Genomic DNA, 18,956 nt, shown 5'->3' on the forward strand with positions numbered 1-18,956 from the left:
CTCCTTGGCCCGGCCCGGTCAGGCGCGGCCGAGTTCGCTGCGGATGAAGGCGAACAGTTCCTCGTCACTGGCTTCTTCGAGCGGTGGCGCTTCCTCGGTGACCGGCTCGACGACGTCGTTGAGGCGGTTGATGAAGGCTTGGAGTCGCAGGACGGTCCGGCTCCTCGTGGTGCTGTCCGGTGTGGACAGCTCGAGGCCGGCTTCGAGGCGGTCCAGTTCGGCGAAGAGCCCGCCGGTCAGGTCCAGGCCGTCGCCGATGACGGCGTCCCGGATGTGACGGGCGAGGGCCTGCGCGGTCGGGTGGTCGAACGCTGCCGTGGGTGGCAGGTTCAGGCCGGTGACGCGGCCGAGCCGGTTGCGCAGCTCGACGGCGGTGAGCGAATCGAAGCCCAGCTCGGTGAAGGCCCGGGTGGGCGGGACGGCTTCCAGGGTGCCGTGCCCCAGGACGGCGGCGACGGTGCCGCGTACCAGGTCGAGAGCCGCCCGTTCCTGTTCCGGTTCGGTGCGGGCACGCCACTCGTCGCGCAGCGCGGCGGTGGCCCCGGCGTCTCCGGCGGGCGGCTGCTCGGCGGCCGACACCGGCACCTCGGGCAGGTCGGCGAGCAGTCGGCTGGGTCGGGTTCCGGCGAACGCGCTGGCGAATCGGGGCCAGTCGACGTCGGCGAGGACGACCCGACCGGGCGTGCCGGCGGCGGTTGCCATCGCGTCGAGGGCGGCGTTCGGGGGTAGGGCGTTCAGACCGTGACGACGGAGGCGCTCGTCGCTTCCGGTCCAGGGTCCCCAGGCGATCGTTGTGGCACCGGATTGCTGGGCGAGCGCTTCCACAGTGGTGGCGGCCACCGCTGCGGCGGTCTGCAGTCCTCCGCCCCAGGTGCCGGCCACCGAGGTGAAGACGACGAACGCGTCCAGGTCATCGTCGACGAGGGCGGTCAGGTGCCGGGCCCGGCGTACCGCCGGGGTGTCCCAGGCGTCGGGTGTGGTGTCGGTCAGCGGGGTAGGTGCGGGCTCGGAGCGGTCGGCGAGGACGACGGCGCTCAGCGCGACGCCGTCGGCGCGGACGCGGTCCAGCAGGTCGGCCAGCGCGGCGTGGTCGTCTCCGGCGCAGGCCTCGACGGTGACGATGCCGTCGTCCATCTCGGCGACCCGCTCGGTGACGATGACCCGCTCGGCGCCCTCGGCCACCGCCCAGCGGGCGATGTCGCCGCTGGTGTCGCCGACGACCAGGATCGTGCCGCGCGGACGCCAGCTTCCGGCGGGCGCGGTGGCGTGCCGGAGGCGTCGGCCGAGCATCCGATCGCCACGGATGGCGAGCTGGTCCTCGCCACCGCCGCCGAGGGCGGCGGCGAGGTGGTCGCCCGTCCAGTCCGCCGGCACGTCCAGGAGGCCGCCCCACCGGTGCGGCAGTTCCAGGGCGGCGACCCGGCCCAGGCCCCACACCGCCGCGGCGGACGGGTCGACCGGTTCGCCGGGCTCGGCGGCGACGGCCGCCGTGGTCACCATCCAGAGCGGCGCGTCGACGGCGGCGTCGACGTAGGCCTGGACGACTGTGAGCGCCGCCTCGGGGGTGCCACCGGCCGCGACGGCACCGGCGATCGGGCCGCCGGCGGCGGCCAGGCGCAGCCGGTCGGCCGTCACGGCCCGGTCCACGCCGAGGTCCGGGACACCGCGCACCTCGGCGCCGTGCGCGGTGAGGGTTTCGGCAACCACTGCGAGGTACGCGTCGTCGCCGAGCACCAGCCACGTACCGGCGACCGTCGTGGTGGACGTGGCGATCGGCGTCCACGCCTCCTCGTAGCGCCACGAGTCGCGGGTTCGGGTGGCTCGTCGTTCGTGACGCCAGGCGGTCAGGGCGGGCAGCAGGTCGGCGTTGTCGCCGGTGATGCCGAGCGGGCTGAGGTCGCCGTCCTCGACGGCCTGCCAGAACTCGCTGTCCACCGGGTCGACGGTGACCGGTTCGACCGGGGACGGCCAGAACCGGACGCGCTGGAAGGGGTAGGTGGGCAGGTCGACGCGTCGGCCACCCCGAGCCAGCCGTTGCCAGTCGACGGGGACACCGCGGACGAAGGCGCTGGCCAGTGCCGTGAGGAGGGTGGTGGGCTGGTCGCGATCAGATCTCTGCACCGCGACGAAGGCGGCGTCGGTGACGCAGTCCGCGCCCATGGCGGACAGCACCCCGTCGGGGCCGATCTCCACGAACGTGCTGACACCGAGGCCTTCCAGTGTGGTGATGCCGTCGGCGAACCGGACCGCTTCCCGCACGTGCCGCACCCAGTACGCGGCGTCAGGTGTCTCGGCGACCTGCCCGGTCACGTTCGACACCACGGGGATGCGCGGCGACTCGTAGGTCAGCGCCGCCGCGACAGAGGCGAACTCGGCCAGCATCGGCTCCATCAGCACCGAATGGAACGCATGACTGACCCGCAGCCGCTTCGACTTCTCGAAGGCCGCCGCTACCTGCGCGACCTCGTCGGCCGCACCGGAGAGGACGACCGAGCGGGGCCCGTTGATCGCGGCGATGTTCACACCATCGGTCAGCAGCGGCAGCACCTCCGCCTCGGTGGCCCGCACCGCGACCATCACCCCACCGGCCGGCAACGCCTGCATCAGCCGGCCCCGAGCGGTGACCAACGCTGCCGCGTCGGACAGGGACAGCACACCGGCGACGTGCGCGGCGGCGATCTCACCGATCGAATGCCCCACCAGGAAGTCCGGAGTCACCCCGAACGACTCGACCAGCCGGAACAGGGCGACCTCGACGGCGAACAACGCCGACTGGGTGTAGACCGTCTGGTCCAGGTCGTCACCGTCGACGATGACGTCGCGGATCGACCGGTCGAGGTGCCTGTCGAGCTCGGCGCAGGCCGCGTCGAACGCCTCCGCGTACACCGGGAACGTGTCGGCCAACTCCAGGCCCATGCCGGGCCGCTGGGAGCCCTGCCCGGAGAAGACGAAGGCCGTCCGCCCGCGTACCGCCGATCCGGTGACCACCCGGGGGTGGTCAGCGCCGGCAGCCAGGGCGTCGAGACCAGCGACCAGGGCTTCCGTGTCGGTGCCGACCACCACCGCGCGCTCCTCCAGGACGCTGCGGGTGGTCGTCAGCGAGTGGAGCAGGTCCTTCGGGTCGGCTCCCGCCGAGAGGCGTTGCCGCAGTCGAGCACCCTGCTCCCGCAGCGCGGGCCCGGTACGGGCCGACAGCGGCAGTGCCAACACGGGCGCCTGCGAGGGCTCGGTGGGCATGGACGGCGTGCGGGTCGGCGGCTCCTCCAGGACGGCGTGGGCGTTCGTGCCGCTGAACCCGAACGACGAGATGCCGGCCCGACGCGGCCGGCCACCGGTCCGCGCCCACTGCCGCTCTTCGGTGAGCAGGGCCACCGAACCGGTGGTCCAGTCCACGTGCGGGCTGGGTTGGTCGGCGTGCAGCGTACGCGGCAGGGTTTCGTGCCGCATCGCCTCGACCATCTTGATGATGCCGGCGACGCCGGCGGCGGCCTGGGTGTGGCCGATGTTCGACTTCACCGATCCCAGCCACAGCGGCTGGTCGGCGGGTCGACCCCGCCCGTACGTCGCGAGCAGCGCCTGCGCCTCGATGGGGTCGCCCAGTTTGGTGCCGGTGCCGTGCGCCTCCACCACGTCGACGTCGGCGGCGGACACGCCCGCGTTGGCCAGCGCCGCCCGGATCACCCGCTGCTGCGACGGCCCGTTCGGGGCGGTCAGCCCATTCGACGCGCCGTCCTGGTTGACAGCGCTCCCCCGGACCACAGCGAGCACCGGGTGGTCGTTCGCTACCGCGTCGCTGAGACGTTCCAGGAGGAGCATGCCGACACCCTCACCCCAGATCGTCCCGTCGGCGTCGGCCGAGAACGCCCGGCAGCGGGCGGTGGCGGACAGGCCCCGCTGGCGGCTGAACTCGATGAACGCCCCCGGCGTGGACATCACCGTCACGCCGCCGGCCAGGGCGAGGTCGCACTCGCCCTGCCGCAGGGCCTGGCTTGCCCAGTGCAGGGCGACCAGCGACGACGAGCAGGCAGTGTCCACGGTGACCGCCGGGCCTTCCAGCCCGAAGGTGTAGGAGATCCGCCCGGAGACGACGCTCGCCGCGTTACCGGTGCTGACGTACCCTTCGGCGGCCTCCTGCTCACCGGTCAGCAGCGGACCATAGTCGAGGTTGTTGGTGCCGACGAAGACACCCGTCTGGCTTCCGCGGAGCGCGTCGGCCGGCACGCCGCCGCGTTCGAACGCCTCCCACGCTGTTTCCAGCAACAACCGCTGCTGCGGGTCCATGGCCAGCGCCTCGCGGGGCGAGATGCCGAAGAACCCGGCGTCGAACTCGGTGGCGTCGGCCAGGAAGCCGCCTTCGCGTACGTAGGTGGTGCCGATGGCGTCCGGGTCCGGGTCGTAGAGGGCGTCCAGGTCCCATCCACGGTCGGTGGGGAACGCGCCGATGGCGTCGCCGCCGTCGGCGAGCAACCGCCACAGGTCCTCGGGCGAGCCGATGCCGCCGGGGAAGCGGCAGGACATCGCGACGATCGCGATCGGCTCGTCGGTGCGGGCCGGCGCGGCGGCGACCGGGGTCGGGTCGGTCACCCCGACGACCTCGTTCTCCAGGTACGCGGCGAGTGCCTCAGGTGTCGGGTGGTCGAAGACCAGGGTGCTGGGCAGTCGCAGTCCGGTGGCCGCGCCGAGACGGTTGCGTAGTTCGACACCGGTCAGCGAGTCGAAGCCGATCTCGGTGAAGGAACGGCCCGGGTCGACGGCGTGCGACGACCGCAGCCGCAGGACCTCCGCGACGTGGGCCCGGACTGTCTCCAGCACGGCGTGGGTCCGTTCGGTGCCGGCAAGTGCCAGCAGCTCGGACCGCCACCCGTCGTCGGCTGTCGACTCCGGTTCGGTGGTGAGGGCGTGGACCTCCGGGACACCGTCGAGCAGCGGGCTGGGCCGGGCCGCGGTGAACGCCGGGGCGAACGTCGCCCAGTCGACGTCGGCGACGACGACACTGGTGCGGTCGTCGCCGACCGCCGACCGCAGGCCGCGCAGGGCCCGCTCGGGGGCCATCGGACGAAGGCCGCGCCGGCGTAGTTGTTCGTCCACGGCGCTGTCGGCGGCCATGCCACCGTCGGCCCACGGTCCCCAGCCGATCGAGGTCGCGGTGAGCCCACGGGACCGGCGCTGTTCGGCGACGGCGTCCAGTGCCGCGTTGGCGGCCGCGTACGCGGCGTGGTCGCCGCTGCCCCAGACACCGGCGATGGAGGAGAACAACACGAAGGCGTCCAGTGGGGCGTCCCGGAACAGGTCGTCCAGGTGTGTCGCGCCGAGCACCTTGGCGGCCGTGACCTCGGCGATGGCGTCAGCTGTCAGCTCCGCGAGGGGAGCGCGGGTGGCGACGCCGGCCGTGTGCAGCACCGCGGTGACCGTGTCACCGGCCGCATTCAGGTCCGCGACGACCGTACCGATGGCGTCGCGGTCGGCCAGGTCGACCGCGCGGATGGTGACTCGCGCCCCGGCGGCGGTCAGTTCGTCGCGCAGGTCCGCGGCACCGGGTGCGGTGTCTCCCCGGCGGCTGAGCAGGACCAGGTGGTCGGCGCCGTGGCCGGCGGCCCACCGGGCGGCGTGAGCGCCGAGCGCGCCGGTGCCGCCGGTGATCAGGACGGTGCCGCGCGGCTGCCACTGCCGGCCCGCGCCGGCCGACGGAACGAGTCGCCGGCCGAGCAGCCCGGCGCGGACGGCGACCTGGTCCTCGCCTCCGGTGCCGGTCAGTGCGGTGGCGAGCAACCGTCCGTCGATCGGGTCGCTGCCGGCGGGCAGGTCGACGAGGCCGCCCCAGGCGTTGTGGAGTTCCAGGGCGGTGACCCGGCCGAGGCCCCAGACGGCTGCGGCGGGCGGGGTGGGCGCCGGGTCGTGCGGGGTGGCGGCCACCGCGCCGCTGGTGATCAGCCAGAGTGGGATGTCGGTGCCCAGGGACTGGTGGGCCTGGACGGCGTGCAGTGCGCTCGCGGGGTCGTCCACCACGACGGCGATGCCGCTGACGTCGGGTGTCGTCTCCGCGTCCGGGGTGCCGCGCCGCACGTCGAGGCCGCTGGCGGCCAGGGCGTCCGAGACGCGGGTGTCGCCGGCCGGTTCGGTGATCAGCCAGGTCCCGGTGGGTGTGCCCGCCTGGGGTAGTGGGGTCCAGTCGATGCCGTACCGGCCGAGTGGCGCGGTGGTGTGGTCGCGTCGCCAGGACGCCAGGGCGGGAAGCAGTGGGGTGAGGGCGGTGCTGTCGTCGAGTTTCAGGGTCTGGGTGAGGGTGTCGAGGTCGGCACGTTCGACGGCATCCCAGAAGGCGGCGTCGGTCGGGCTCGTCGCCCGGGTGCCAGGCCTCGGCCAGTAGCGCTGGTGGTGGAAGGCGTAGGTGGGCAGGTCGATCAACCGTCCGCCGGTCAGGCAGGGTGTCCAGTCCACAGCGACGCCGCGCACGAAGGCCTGCGCGAGGGCGGTCAGCAGCGTGGTCGGTTGGTCCCGGTCGGAGCGTTGCACTGGTACGAACACCGCGTTGCTGACGCAGTCCGCACCCATGGCCGACAGGACCCCGTCCGGGCCGATCTCCACGAACGTGCTGACACCCAGGCCTTCCAGTGTGGTGATGCCGTCGGCGAAGCGGACCGCCTCGCGCACGTGCCGCACCCAGTACGCGGCGTCAGGTGCTTCGGCGACCTGCCCGGTCACGTTCGACACGATCGGGATGCGCGGCGTGTCGTAGGTGAGGGTTGCCGCGACCTGGGCGAACTCGGCCAGCATCGGCTCCATCAACACCGAATGGAACGCGTGACTGACCCGCAACTGCTTCGACTTCTCGAAGTGCGCTGCTACGGCGGTGACCTCGCCGGCCACACCGGAGAGCACGATCGAGCGCGGCCCGTTGATCGCGGCGATGCTCACCCCGTCGGTCAGCAGCGGCAGCACCTCTGCCTCGGTGGCCCGCACCGCGACCATGACCCCGCCGGCCGGGAGGGCCTGCATGAGGCGACCTCGGGCGGTGACCAGTCTGGCCGCGTCGGGCAGGGACAGCACCCCCGCGACGTGCGCGGCGGCGATCTCACCGATCGAATGCCCCACCAGGAAGTCCGGCCTGACCCCGAACGACTCCACCAGGCGGAACAGGGCCACCTCGACGGCGAACAACGCCGATTGGGTGTAGACGGTCTGGTCCAGGTCGGTTCCGTCAGCGATGACCTCGCGGATCGGCCGGTCCAGGTGCCGGTCCAGCTCGGCGCAGGCCGCGTCGAACGCCTCCGCGTACACCGGGAACGTGTCGGCCAGCGCCAGGCCCATACCGGGCCGTTGTGACCCCTGGCCGGAGAACACGAACGCGGTCTTGCCGCGCACCACCGACCCGACGACCGGGCCGGGCTCACCGGCGGCGAGCGCCGCCAGCTCGTCGGGCCCGAACACCACTGCCCGATGGGTGTGGGTCGACCGCGACGACAGCAACGAGAAGCCGACGTCGCGCGGGTCGGCCTCCACCGACGCCAGTCGGGCGGCCTGCCCGTGCAGCGCCTCGGGTGAGCGGGCGGACAGCACCCACGGCACGACCTCGGGCGCGTCCGGCCTGCCTTCGGCAGGGGTTTGCACGGTCGGTGGTTCTTCGAGGATGACGTGCGCGTTGGTGCCGGAGATGCCGAACGAGGACACACCAGCGCGTCGGGGGCGTCCGTTCACCGGCCAGGGCTGCGCCTCGGTGAGCAACCGCACCTCACCAGCGGACCAGTCGACATGCGAGGTCGGCGCATCCACATGCAACGTCCGCGGCAAGGTTTCGTGCCGCATCGCCTGCACCATCTTGATGATCCCCGCGACACCGGCAGCCGCCTGCGTATGACCCAGGTTCGACTTCACCGACCCCAACCACAACGGCCGACCAGGGCGATCCTGCCCATAGGTCGCGAGGAGCGCCTGCGCCTCGATCGGATCACCCAACACCGTCGCCGTACCGTGCGCCTCCACCACATCCACATCACCGGCCGACACACCCGCATCAGCCAACGCCGCCCGAATAACCCGCTGCTGCGACGGACCATTCGGCGCCGTCAAACCATTCGACGCACCATCCTGATTAACCGCACTCCCCGCCACCACCGCCAACACCCGACGACCATTACGCAGAGCATCCGACAACCGCTCCACCAACACCACACCCACACCCTCAGACCAACCAGTACCCCCCGCACCCTCCGCAAACGACCGACACACACCATCCGACGACAACCCCCGCTGCCGCGAAAACTCCACAAAAGCCGACGGCGTCGCCATCACCGTCACCCCACCCACCAACGCCAACGAACACTCACCACGCCGCAACGACTGACCCGCCACATGCAACGCCACCAACGACGACGAACACGCCGTATCCACCGTCACCGCCGGACCCTCAAACCCAAACGAATACGAAACCCGACCCGACACCACACTCCCCGAATTACCCGTCCCCAAAAACCCCGCAAGACCGTCGGGGCTCTGTTGGGCGTATGGGCCGTAGTCGTGGTACATCAGGCCGGCGAAAACGCCGGTGTCGGAGCCGCGGAGCGATTGTGGGTCGATTCCCGCTCGTTCCACTGCCTCCCAACTCACCTCCAACAACAGGCGCTGCTGCGGGTCCATGGCAAGGGCCTCACGCGGCGAGATCCCGAAGAACTCGGCGTCGAACTCGGCGGCGTCGGCGAGGAAGCCGCCCCGGCGGGTGTACGAGGTGTCCGTCCGGGATTCGTCCGTGTTGAAGAGCGTGTCCAGGTCCCAGCCGCGGTCGGTGGGGAAGTCGCCGATGCCGTCATCGCCGGAGTCGACAAGCCGCCACAGACCCTCGGGTGAGTCCACTCCGCCCGGGAAGCGGCAGGCCATGCCGACGATCGCGAGGGGCTCGTCCGCCGCCGCCTCGGTCCGAGCACCGGTCCGCGTCACCGCCGTGTCGGTCAGCTCGGCCAGCAGGTGGTCGACCAGGGCGTCCGGCGTCGGATAGTCGAACACCGTCGTCGCGGACAACCGCAACCCCGTCGCCGCCGACAACCCGTTGCGGAACTCCACAGCCGTCAACGAGTCGAACCCCAACTCACCGAACGCCTGCCCACCATCCACCGACCACCCGTGCGGATGACCCAGCACCGTCGCCACCCGCGACGACACCAGGTCGAGGAGGTGGGCACGCCGTTCGTGTGGCGGCAGGTCGGCGAGCTGTGCCCGCAGCGACGACCTGTCGACCGAGGCGGCGGCCACCCGGCGCGCGGGTCGGACGAGGTGCCGCAGGAGTGCGGGCACGGTGCCGGAGGCGGCCACCGCCGCGAGGTCCAGCAGGATCGGCACGCTGACCGGCGGTGCCGCCACGCAGCCTGCGTCGAGCAGGGCGAGTCCCTGCTCGGCGGTGAGCGGGAGCACCCCGCCTCGGCCGAGGCGGCGTTGGTCGGCGGTGGCGCTCAGCTCGCTGGCGTCGGCCCAGAGACCCCAGGCGAGGGAGACCGCTGGCAGGCCCAGCCCACGCCGGTGCTGCGCCAACGCGTCCAGGAACGCGTTCCCCGCCGCGTACGCGCCCTGACCCGCGTTGCCGAACACCCCGGCCGCCGACGAGAACACCACGAACGCCGACAACCCCCGATCCCGGGTCAACTCGTGCAGATACCAACCCGCATCCACCTTCGCCCGCAACACCGCCGACAGACGGTCCACGCTCAACCCACTGACCACACCGTCGTCCAAGACACCGGCGAGGTGCACCACACCGGACAGGTCCGGGGTGTCGGCGACGACCTGGGCGAGGGCTGCCCGGTCGGTGGCGTCCACGGCCACCAGTCGGGCGGACGCGCCGAGCGCGGCGAGTTCCGCCACGTACTCGGCAGCTCCGGGGGTTTCGGCGCCACGGCGGCTGACCAGCAGCAGGTCGCGTACGCCGTGCGTGGTGACCAGGTGCCGGGCCACCAACTGGCCGAGCGTGCCCAGCGCACCGGTGACCAGGACGGTTCCGGTGCCGAAGGTGAACGGACGTGGTTCCTCGACCGGCGGTCGGACGAGCCGGGGCACGCTGACCACTCCGCCACGGATCGCCAGTTGCGGCTCACCGCACTGAGCGGCCGCCGGGAGCACCGCCAACGAGCCGGGTCCGTCGTCGATGTCGACAAGCACGAACCGGTCCGGGTGTTCGGCCTGGGCGCTGCGTACCAACCCGTGGACGGCGGCGCCGGCGAGATCGGTCAGCGGCTCGTCGCCGGCCTGCACGGCGTGCCGGGTCGCGATGACCAGCCGCACACCGGCGAGCCGGTCGTCGGTCAACCAGGACTGGAGCACCGCCAGGGTGCGGGCGGCGGTGGTGTGCGCTGCGGTCACCGGGTCGGCGGCGGGGTCGGACTCGGCGTACCAGAGGACCGGGCCGGCCGGCACGCTGCCGGCGGCGAGCGTCGCCGCCAGATCCGCGTGGTCGGTGAGCAGGGTCGCGGGCACGTCCAGCTCGGGGATCGGCGTCCACTCGATCCGGTACGGGCGAAGGGTCGTGCTCGTCGTCGGGGTGTGGGGGCGCAGGACGAGCCGGTCGACGGTGGCGATGGGCTGGTTCTCGGCGTCGCGCAGGTCGAGGGCGACCGCGTCGGTGCCGGCGCGGCTGATCCGCACCCGGGCCGCGCGCGCCCCGGTGGCGTGCACTGTCACTCCGGTCCAGCTGAACGGGAGGCCTGTCGTGTCGGAGTCGAGGACGCCGAGGGCAAGGCCGTGCAGGGCGGCGTCAAGGAGCGCGGGGTGCAGGAGGAAGCCGTCCACTGTGAGGTCGTCGGCGAGGGCCACGTCCGCGAGGAGCTCGCCGTCGCGGCGCCAGGCCCGGTGGAGTCCGCGCAGGTGCGGCCCGTACTCGAACCCGATCTCGGCGAAGCCGGGGTAGACGCCGTCGACCGGTACTTCCTCGGTCGCCTCCGGTGTCCAGTGGCCGGGGGTCTCCACCGCTTCGGCGGCGGTGAGGATGCCGGTGGCGTGCCGCTGCCAGTCGCCGGTGTCGTCGGGGCGTGCGTAGAGGGTGACGTCCCGCCGTTGCACGCCCGGGCTGTCGTCGGTGGGCGGGCCGACCAGGGCGCGGATGGTCAGCGTGCTGCCGCTGCCCGGTAGGACCAGAGGGGCCTCGATGGTCAGTTCGTCGAGGCGGTTCAGGCCGGCGTGTTCGCCGGCGGCCAGGGCGAGGTCGACCAGCGCGGCACCGGGGACCAGCAGTGTGCCGCCGATCAGGTGGTCAGCCATCCAGGGCTGCGTGCGGGAGGAGAGACGGCCGGTGAGCAGCAGGCTGTCCTGCTCGGGCAGGTCGGCGGCGGCGGCCCAGAACGGGTGGTCGACGGTTCCGAGCCCGATGCTGGCCGCGTCGGCGGCGGCTTCGGGGGCGGTCGGCCAGTAGCGACGGCGCTGGAAGGCGTAGGTGGGCAGGTCGACGGGACGTCCGCCGGTCAGGCAGGGCGTCCAGTCGACAGCGACGCCGCGCACGAAAGCCTGCGCGAGAGCAGTCAGCAGCGTGGCAGGTTGGTCCCGGTCAGAGCGTTGCAGGGGTACGAACACCGCGTCGGTGACGCAGTCCGCGCCCATCGCGGAGAGCACCCCGTCCGGGCCGATCTCCACGAACGTCGAGACCCCCAGACTCTCCAGGGCGGTGATCCCGTCGGCGAACCGGACCGCCTCGCGAACGTGCCGCACCCAGTAGGCGGCGTCCTGCACCTCGGCGAGCTGCCCGGTCACGTTCGACACGATCGGGATGCGGGGCGTGTCGTAAGTGAGGGTTCCGGCCACCTCGGTGAAAGCCTTCAGCATCGGCTCCATCAGCACCGAGTGGAACGCGTGGCTGACCCGCAACTGCTTCGACTTCTTGAAGTGCGCCGCGACGGCCGCAACCTCGTCGGCCGCACCGGACAGCACCACCGAGCGCGGGCCGTTGATCGCCGCGACGGACACCCCGTCGGTCAGCAGCGGCAGCACCTTGGCCTCGGTGGCCCGCACCGCGACCATGACCCCGCCCGCCGGGAGGGCCTGCATGAGACGACCTCGCGCGGTGACCAGCCTCGCCGCATCAGGCAGGGACAGCACCCCGGCCACGTGCGCGGCGGCGATCTCACCAATGGAGTGCCCGACCAGGTAGTCCGGCCTGACGCTGAACGACTCCACCAGGCGGAACAACGCGACCTCGACGGCGAACAACGCCGCTTGGGTGTAGACGGTCTGGTCGAGGTCGTCGCCCTGGGCGATGACGTCGCGGATCGGCCGGTCGAGGTGCCGGTCCAGTTCGGCGCAGGCCGCGTCGAACGCCTCGGCATAACGCGGGAACGTGTCGTAGAGGTGCAGGCCCATACCGGGCCGTTGTGACCCCTGGCCGGAGAACACGAACGCGGTCTTGCCGCGCACCACGGACCCGACGACCGGGCCGGGCTCACCGGCGGCGAGCGCCGCCAGGTCGTCCGGGCCGAAAGCGACAGCTCGATGCGGGTGCGTCGTACGGTGTGCGGCCAGGGTGAACCCGATGTCGACCGGGTCGGCGTCCACCGCCGCGAGCCGGGCGGCCTGCCCGTGCAGCGCCTCCGGTGAGCGGGCCGACAGCACCCACGGCACCTGGGCGGGTGTGACGGCCTCGGTGCGGGGCGGCGCCTCGACCGCCGGCGGTTCTTCCAGGATGACGTGCGCGTTGGTGCCGGAGATACCGAACGACGACACACCAGCGCGTCGGGGGCGTCCGTTCACCGGCCAGGGCTGCGCCTCGGTGAGCAACCGCACCTCACCAGCGGACCAGTCGACATGCGACGTCGGCGCATCCACATGCAACGTCCGCGGCAGAGTCTCGTGCCGCATCGCCTGCACCATCTTGATGATCCCCGCGACACCGGCAGCCGCCTGAGTGTGACCCAGGTTCGACTTCACCGACCCCAACCACAACGGCCGGTCGGCGGACCTTTCCTGACCGTAGGTCGCCAACAACGCCTGCGCCTCGATCGGATCACCCAACACCGTCGCCGTACCGTGCGCCTCCACCACATCCACATCACCGGCCGACACACCCGCATCAGCCAACGCCGCCCGAATAACCCGCTGCTGCGACGGACCATTCGGCGCCGTCAAACCATTCGACGCACCATCCTGATTAACCGCACTCCCCGCCACCACCGCCAACACCCGACGACCATTACGCAGAGCATCCGACAACCGCTCCACCAACACCACACCCACACCCTCAGACCAACCAGTACCCCCCGCACCCTCCGCAAACGACCGACACACACCATCCGACGACAACCCCCGCTGCCGCGAAAACTCCACAAAAGCCGACGGCGTCGCCATCACCGTCACCCCACCCACCAACGCCAACGAACACTCACCACGCCGCAACGACAGACCCGCCACATGCAACGCCACCAACGACGACGAACACGCCGTATCCACCGTCACCGCCGGACCCTCAAACCCAAACGAATACGAAACCCGACCCGACACCACACTCCCCGAATTACCCGTCCCCAAAAACCCCGCAAGACCATCGGGGCTCTGCTGGGCCAGGCCGGCGTAGTCGTGGTACATCAATCCCGAGAAGACACCGGTGTCGGAACCGCGCATCGATTGTGGGTCGATTCCCGCTCGTTCCAGAGCCTCCCAACTCACCTCCAACAACAGGCGCTGCTGCGGGTCCATGGCAAGGGCCTCACGCGGCGAGATCCCGAAGAACTCCGCGTCGAAATCCGCGGCGTTGGTCAGGAATCCGCCCCTGCTGGTCAGGGACGTCTCCGCCAACGCCTCCAGGTCCCACCCGCGATCGGCGGGGAAGTCGCCGATGCCGTCACCGTCGGAGTCGACAAGCCGCCACAGAGCGTCCGGCGAATCCACCCCACCTGGGAAACGACACGCCATCCCCACGATCGCGAGCGGCTCGTCCGCACGTGCCGTCGCCGTGACGGTCTTCGCCGCCGTCACCCCGGACAGCTCGGCCAACAGGTGGTCGACCAGGGCGTCCGGCGTCGGGTAGTCAAACACCGTCGTCGCGGACAACCGCAACCCCGTCGCTGACGACAACCCGTTGCGGAACTCCACAGCCGTCAACGAGTCGAACCCCAACTCACCGAACGCCTGCATGCCATCCACCGACCACCCCTGCGGATGCCCCAGCACCGCCGCCACCCGCGACGACACCAGATCGAGAAGGGCGGCCCGGCGCGCGTCGTGGTCGAGGTTCGCGAGTCGGTCCCGCAGCGGAGCCGAGGCCGCGGCGGCGCGGCGTACGCGTACCAGATGCCGGAGGATGGTCGGGACGGTCCCGGCTGCCCGGATCGCGCGCAGGTCGAGCCGCACGGGCACGGTGACGGCCGTGTCCTCGGCCGCCGCCCGGTCGAAGAGCGCGAGGCCCTGCTCCGCGCTCAGTTCGCGGGCACCGCCCCGGAGGAGGCGTTCCCGGTCGGCGGCGTCGATGTCGGCGGCCATGCCGACATCCCAGGGCCCCCAGGCGAGGGAGACCGCCGGCAGACCCAGCCCACGCCGGTGCTGCGCCAGAGCGTCCAGGAACGCGTTCCCCGCCGCGTACGCGCCCTGACCCGCGTTGCCGAACACCCCGGCCGCCGACGAGAACACCACGAACGCCGACAACTCCCGATCCCGGGTCAGCTCGTGCAGATACCAACCCGCGTCCACCTTCGCCCGCAACACCGCCGACAGCCGATCCACGCTCAACCCACTGACGACACCGTCGTCCAGCACACCGGCCGCGTGCACCACACCGGACAGGTCCGGGACACCGGCGACCACCTCGGCCAGGGCCTCGCGGTCGGCCACGTCCACCGCGACTATCCGCGCGGACGCCCCCAGCGCGGCGAGTTCCGCCAGGAGTTCCGCCGCGTCCGGGGCATCGGCGCCCCGACGGCTCAGCAGCAGCAGGTCACGTACCCCGTGGGTGGTGACCAGGTGCCGGGCCACCAGCCGGCCGAGTTGCCCGGTGGCGCCGGTGACCAGCACCGTGCCGTTGGTCAGGGCGAGGGGTCGTGGCGGGGTGCCCGCGGGTGGCCGGATCAGCCGGGGCGCGGTCGCGACGCCGTTGCGCAACGCGGCCTGCGGCTCCCCGGTGGCGAGCAGGTTCGGCAGCGCCGCCTCGGACTCGTCGGTGCCGTCGACGTCGACCAGGACGAACCGATCGGGGTGCTCGGACTGAGCCGCCCGGACGAGTCCCCAGACGGCGGCGGCCCCGGGGTCGGTGACCGGCTCGTCGGCAGTGGCGACCGCGCCGGTCGTGACGACCACCAGCCGCGCGCCGTCCTGCGGTCCTGCGGCAAGCCAGGACTGGAGGGTCTCCAGGACGGCGGCGGTGCGCTCGTGCGCGCCGGTGACGACGTCGGCGTTGGCGGGTTCGACCCGGTGGATCACCACTGGGCCGGTGACGGTGGCGGCGGACGGCGTCAGCGGAATCCAGCCGAGGTGGAACAGCGCATCGTCGGTGCCGGCGCCTGCGGCGGCTGTGGTGATTGGGCGCAGGACGAGTCGGTCGACGGTGAGTACCGGCTGGCCGGCGGTGTCGGTCAGGTCCAGCCGGACGGAATCGGCGCCGAGGCTGCGGATCCGGGCGCGGACTGCGGAGCCGCCGGTCGCGTGCACTGTCACGCCGGACCAGCTGAAGGGCACGCTGGCCCCGTCGGCGTGGGCGGGCAGCAGGTCACCGGCGCCGATGGCGTGCAGGGCGGCGTCGAGCACCGCCGGGTGCAGTGGGAAACCCTCGACGGGCACGGTTTCGTCGAGCGTGATCTCCGCGTACACCTGTTCCTGGTCGCGCCACGCGGCACGCAGCGCGCGGAACGTCGGGCCGTAGAGCAGGCCACGGTCGGCGAAGGCCTCGTAGAGGCCGTCCAGGGCGACGGCTGTCGCGGCGGACGGCGGCCAGGCCGGCGGCGGCGGCGGGTTCGCCGCGCCGGGCTCAGAGGTGAGGACGCCGGAGGCGTGCTCGGTCCACGTTTCGGCGTCCTGGCTCGCGTGGACGCCGACCTGACGACGCCCGTCGCTGTCCGGGGCGCCGACCCGGACCTGGACGTGCACGGCGTCGCTGCCGATGGTGAGCGGGATACCGGTGGTGAGTTCCTCGATCCGGTCGCAGCCGACCCGGTCGCCGGCGGCCAGGGCCAGATCGACGAGGGCGGCGCCGGGGACGACGACAGTCCCGGAGAGGGAGTGGTCGGCGAGCCACTGGTGGGTGGCGACGGTCCACCGGCCGGTGACGACGAGTTCGTCCGCTCCGGCCAGGGTGATGGCGGTGTCCAGCATGGGGTGGCCGGTGCCGCCGCTACCGGTGGGGGTGCCGGTGCCGACCGGCCAGTACCGCTGGTGGTGGAAGGCGTAGGTGGGCAGGTCGACGCGCCGCGCGCCGGGGTAGCAGGGTGTCCAGTCGACAGCGACGCCGCGCACGTAGGCCTGCGCGAGGGCGGTGAGCAGCGTGGTCGGTTGGTCCCGGTCAGATCGTTGCACTGGTACGAACACCGCGTCGCTGACGCAGTCCGCGCCCATCGCGGACAGGACCCCGTCGGGGCCGATCTCCACGAACGTGCTGACGCCAAGGGCTTCCAGTGTGGTGATGCCGTCGGCGAAGCGGACCGCTTCCCGCACGTGCCGCACCCAGTACGCGGCGTCAGGTGTCTCGGCGACCTGCCCGGTCACGTTCGACACCACGGGGATGCGCGGCGACTCGTAGGTGAGGGTTGCCGCGACCTGGGCAAACTCGGCCAGCATCGGCTCCATCAACACCGAGTGGAACGCGTGACTCACCCGCAGCCGCTTGGACTTGAACGTCGCCGCGACGGCCGCAACCTCGTCGGCGACACCGGAGAGGACGATCGAGCGGGGTCCGTTGATCGCGGCGATGCTCACCCCGTCGGTCAGCAGCGGCAGCACCTCTGCCTCGGTGGCCCGTACCGCGACCATCACGCCGCCGGCCGGGAGGGCCTGCATGAGACGGCCTCGGGCGGTGACCAGTCTGGCCGAGTCCGGAAGGGACAGCACCCCGGCGACGTGCGCGGCGGCGATCTCACCGATCGAGTGCCCGACCAGGTAGTCCGGGGTGACACCGAATGACTCCACCAGGCGGAACAGGGCAACCTCGACGGCGAACAACGCCGACTGCGTGTAGACCGTCTGATCCAGGTCGTCACCCTCGGCGATCACGTCGCGGATCGACCGGTCCAGGTGCCGGTCCAGTTCGGCGCAGGCCGCGTCGAACGCTTCCGCGTACACCGGGAACGTGTGGTGGAGGTCCAGGCCCATGCCCGGCCGTTGCGAACCCTGACCGGAGAACACGAACGCCGTCTTGCCGCGTATCACCGACCCGACGACCGGGCCGGGCTCACCGGCAGCCACCGACGCAAGATCGTCACGCCCGAACACGACCGCCCGATGCGGGTGCGCCGTACGGTGTGCGGCCAGGGTGAACCCGACGTCGACCCTGTCGGCATCCACCGACGCCAGCCGGGCGGCCTGCCCCCGCAGCGCCTCGGGTGACCGGGCGGAGAGCACCCACGGCACCTGGGCGGGCGCCACGGTCTCCGTGCGGGGCGGCACCTCGATCGACGGCGGCTCTTCGATGATGATGTGCGCGTTCGTACCGGACACCCCGAACGAGGAGACGCCCGCGCGGCGCGGGCCCGGGCGCTGCGGCCACGGCTGGTTGTCGGCGGCGATGCGGACCGCGCCGGCGGTCCAGTCGACGTGCGTGGACGGCTGGTCGGCGTGCAGGCTGCGCGGGATCCGGCCGTGGCGCATCGCCTCGACCATTTTGATGATCCCGGCGACGCCGGCGGCAGCCTGGGTGTGGCCGATGTTCGACTTGATCGAGCCGAGCCACAGCGGCTGGTCGGCGGGGCGGTCCTGACCGTACGTCGCAAGCAGCGCCTGCGCCTCGATCGGGTCGCCCAACGTGGTGCCGGTGCCATGCGCCTCGACGGCGTCGACGTCGGCGGTGGTGAGGCCAGCGTTGCTCAACGCGGCCCGGATGACGCGTTGCTGGGACGGGCCGTTCGGGGCGGTCAGGCCGTTCGACGCGCCGTCCTGGTTGACAGCACTCCCCCGCACCACGGCGAGCACCGGGTGGCCGTTGCGGACGGCGTCGGAGAGCCGCTCGACGAGCAGCATACCGACGCCCTCACCCCAGCCGGTCCCGTCTGCGTCGTCGGAGAACGGCTTGCAGCGTCCGTCCGGGGCGAGGCCCCGCTGGCGGGAGAAGGCCAGGAACGCCCCCGGGGTGGCCATCACCGTGACACCACCGGCCAGCGCCAGGTCGCACTCCCCCTGCCGCAGCGCCTGGGCGGCCAGGTGCAGGGCGACAAGGGACGACGAGCAGGCGGTGTCCACTGTGACGGCGGTGCCCTCGAGTCCGAACGTGTACGCGATCCGGCCGGAGGCGATGCTGCCGGTGCTGCCGGTGCCGAGCGAACCCTCGGCGGAGTCGCCCAGCTCACCGACCAGGGCGGCGTAGTCGTGGTACATCACGCCGGTGAAGACGCCGGTGCGGCTGCCCTTGAGGGTGGCCGGGTCGATGCCCGCCCGCTCGAACGTCTCCCAGGACGTCTCCAGCAGCAGGCGTTGCTGCGCGTCGGTGGCCAGCGCCTCCCGGGGTGAGATGCCGAAGAACGCGGCGTCGAAGTCGCCGGCCTCGTGCAGGAAGCCCCCGTGTCGGGTGTACGACGTGCCCGGGTGGTCCGGGTCGGGGTGGTAGAGCTTCTCCACCTCCCAGCCCCGTTCGGCCGGGAACTCCCCGATCGCGTCGACACCCGAGTCGACGAGCTGCCACAGCGACTCCGGGGAGTCGACGCCGCCGGGAAACCGGCAGCTCATGGCGATGATGGCGATCGGCTCGCGGTGCCGCGCCTCTGCTTCCTGCAACCGCTCGCTGGTCTCGTGCAGTTCGGCGGTGACGCGCTTGAGATATTCGCGGAGCCGATCTTCGTTCGCCATGGGAATCACCTGTC

1 protein-coding gene is annotated in these 18,956 nt (G+C 72.0%); it reads right to left on the reverse strand.

Annotation, left to right across the window (positions count from 1 at the left end):
• Window positions 1-18 precede the first annotated feature (18 nt).
• Window positions 19-18,942: a type I polyketide synthase gene (locus FHU34_RS33800; RefSeq protein ID WP_244311756.1), complete on the reverse strand. Its 18,924-nt coding sequence runs from the start codon at window positions 18,940-18,942 to the stop codon at window positions 19-21.
• Window positions 18,943-18,956 lie beyond the last annotated feature (14 nt).

Origin of the sequence: Micromonospora taraxaci, from assembly GCF_007830095.1 — a bacterium.
GTDB lineage: Bacteria > Actinomycetota > Actinomycetes > Mycobacteriales > Micromonosporaceae > Micromonospora > Micromonospora taraxaci.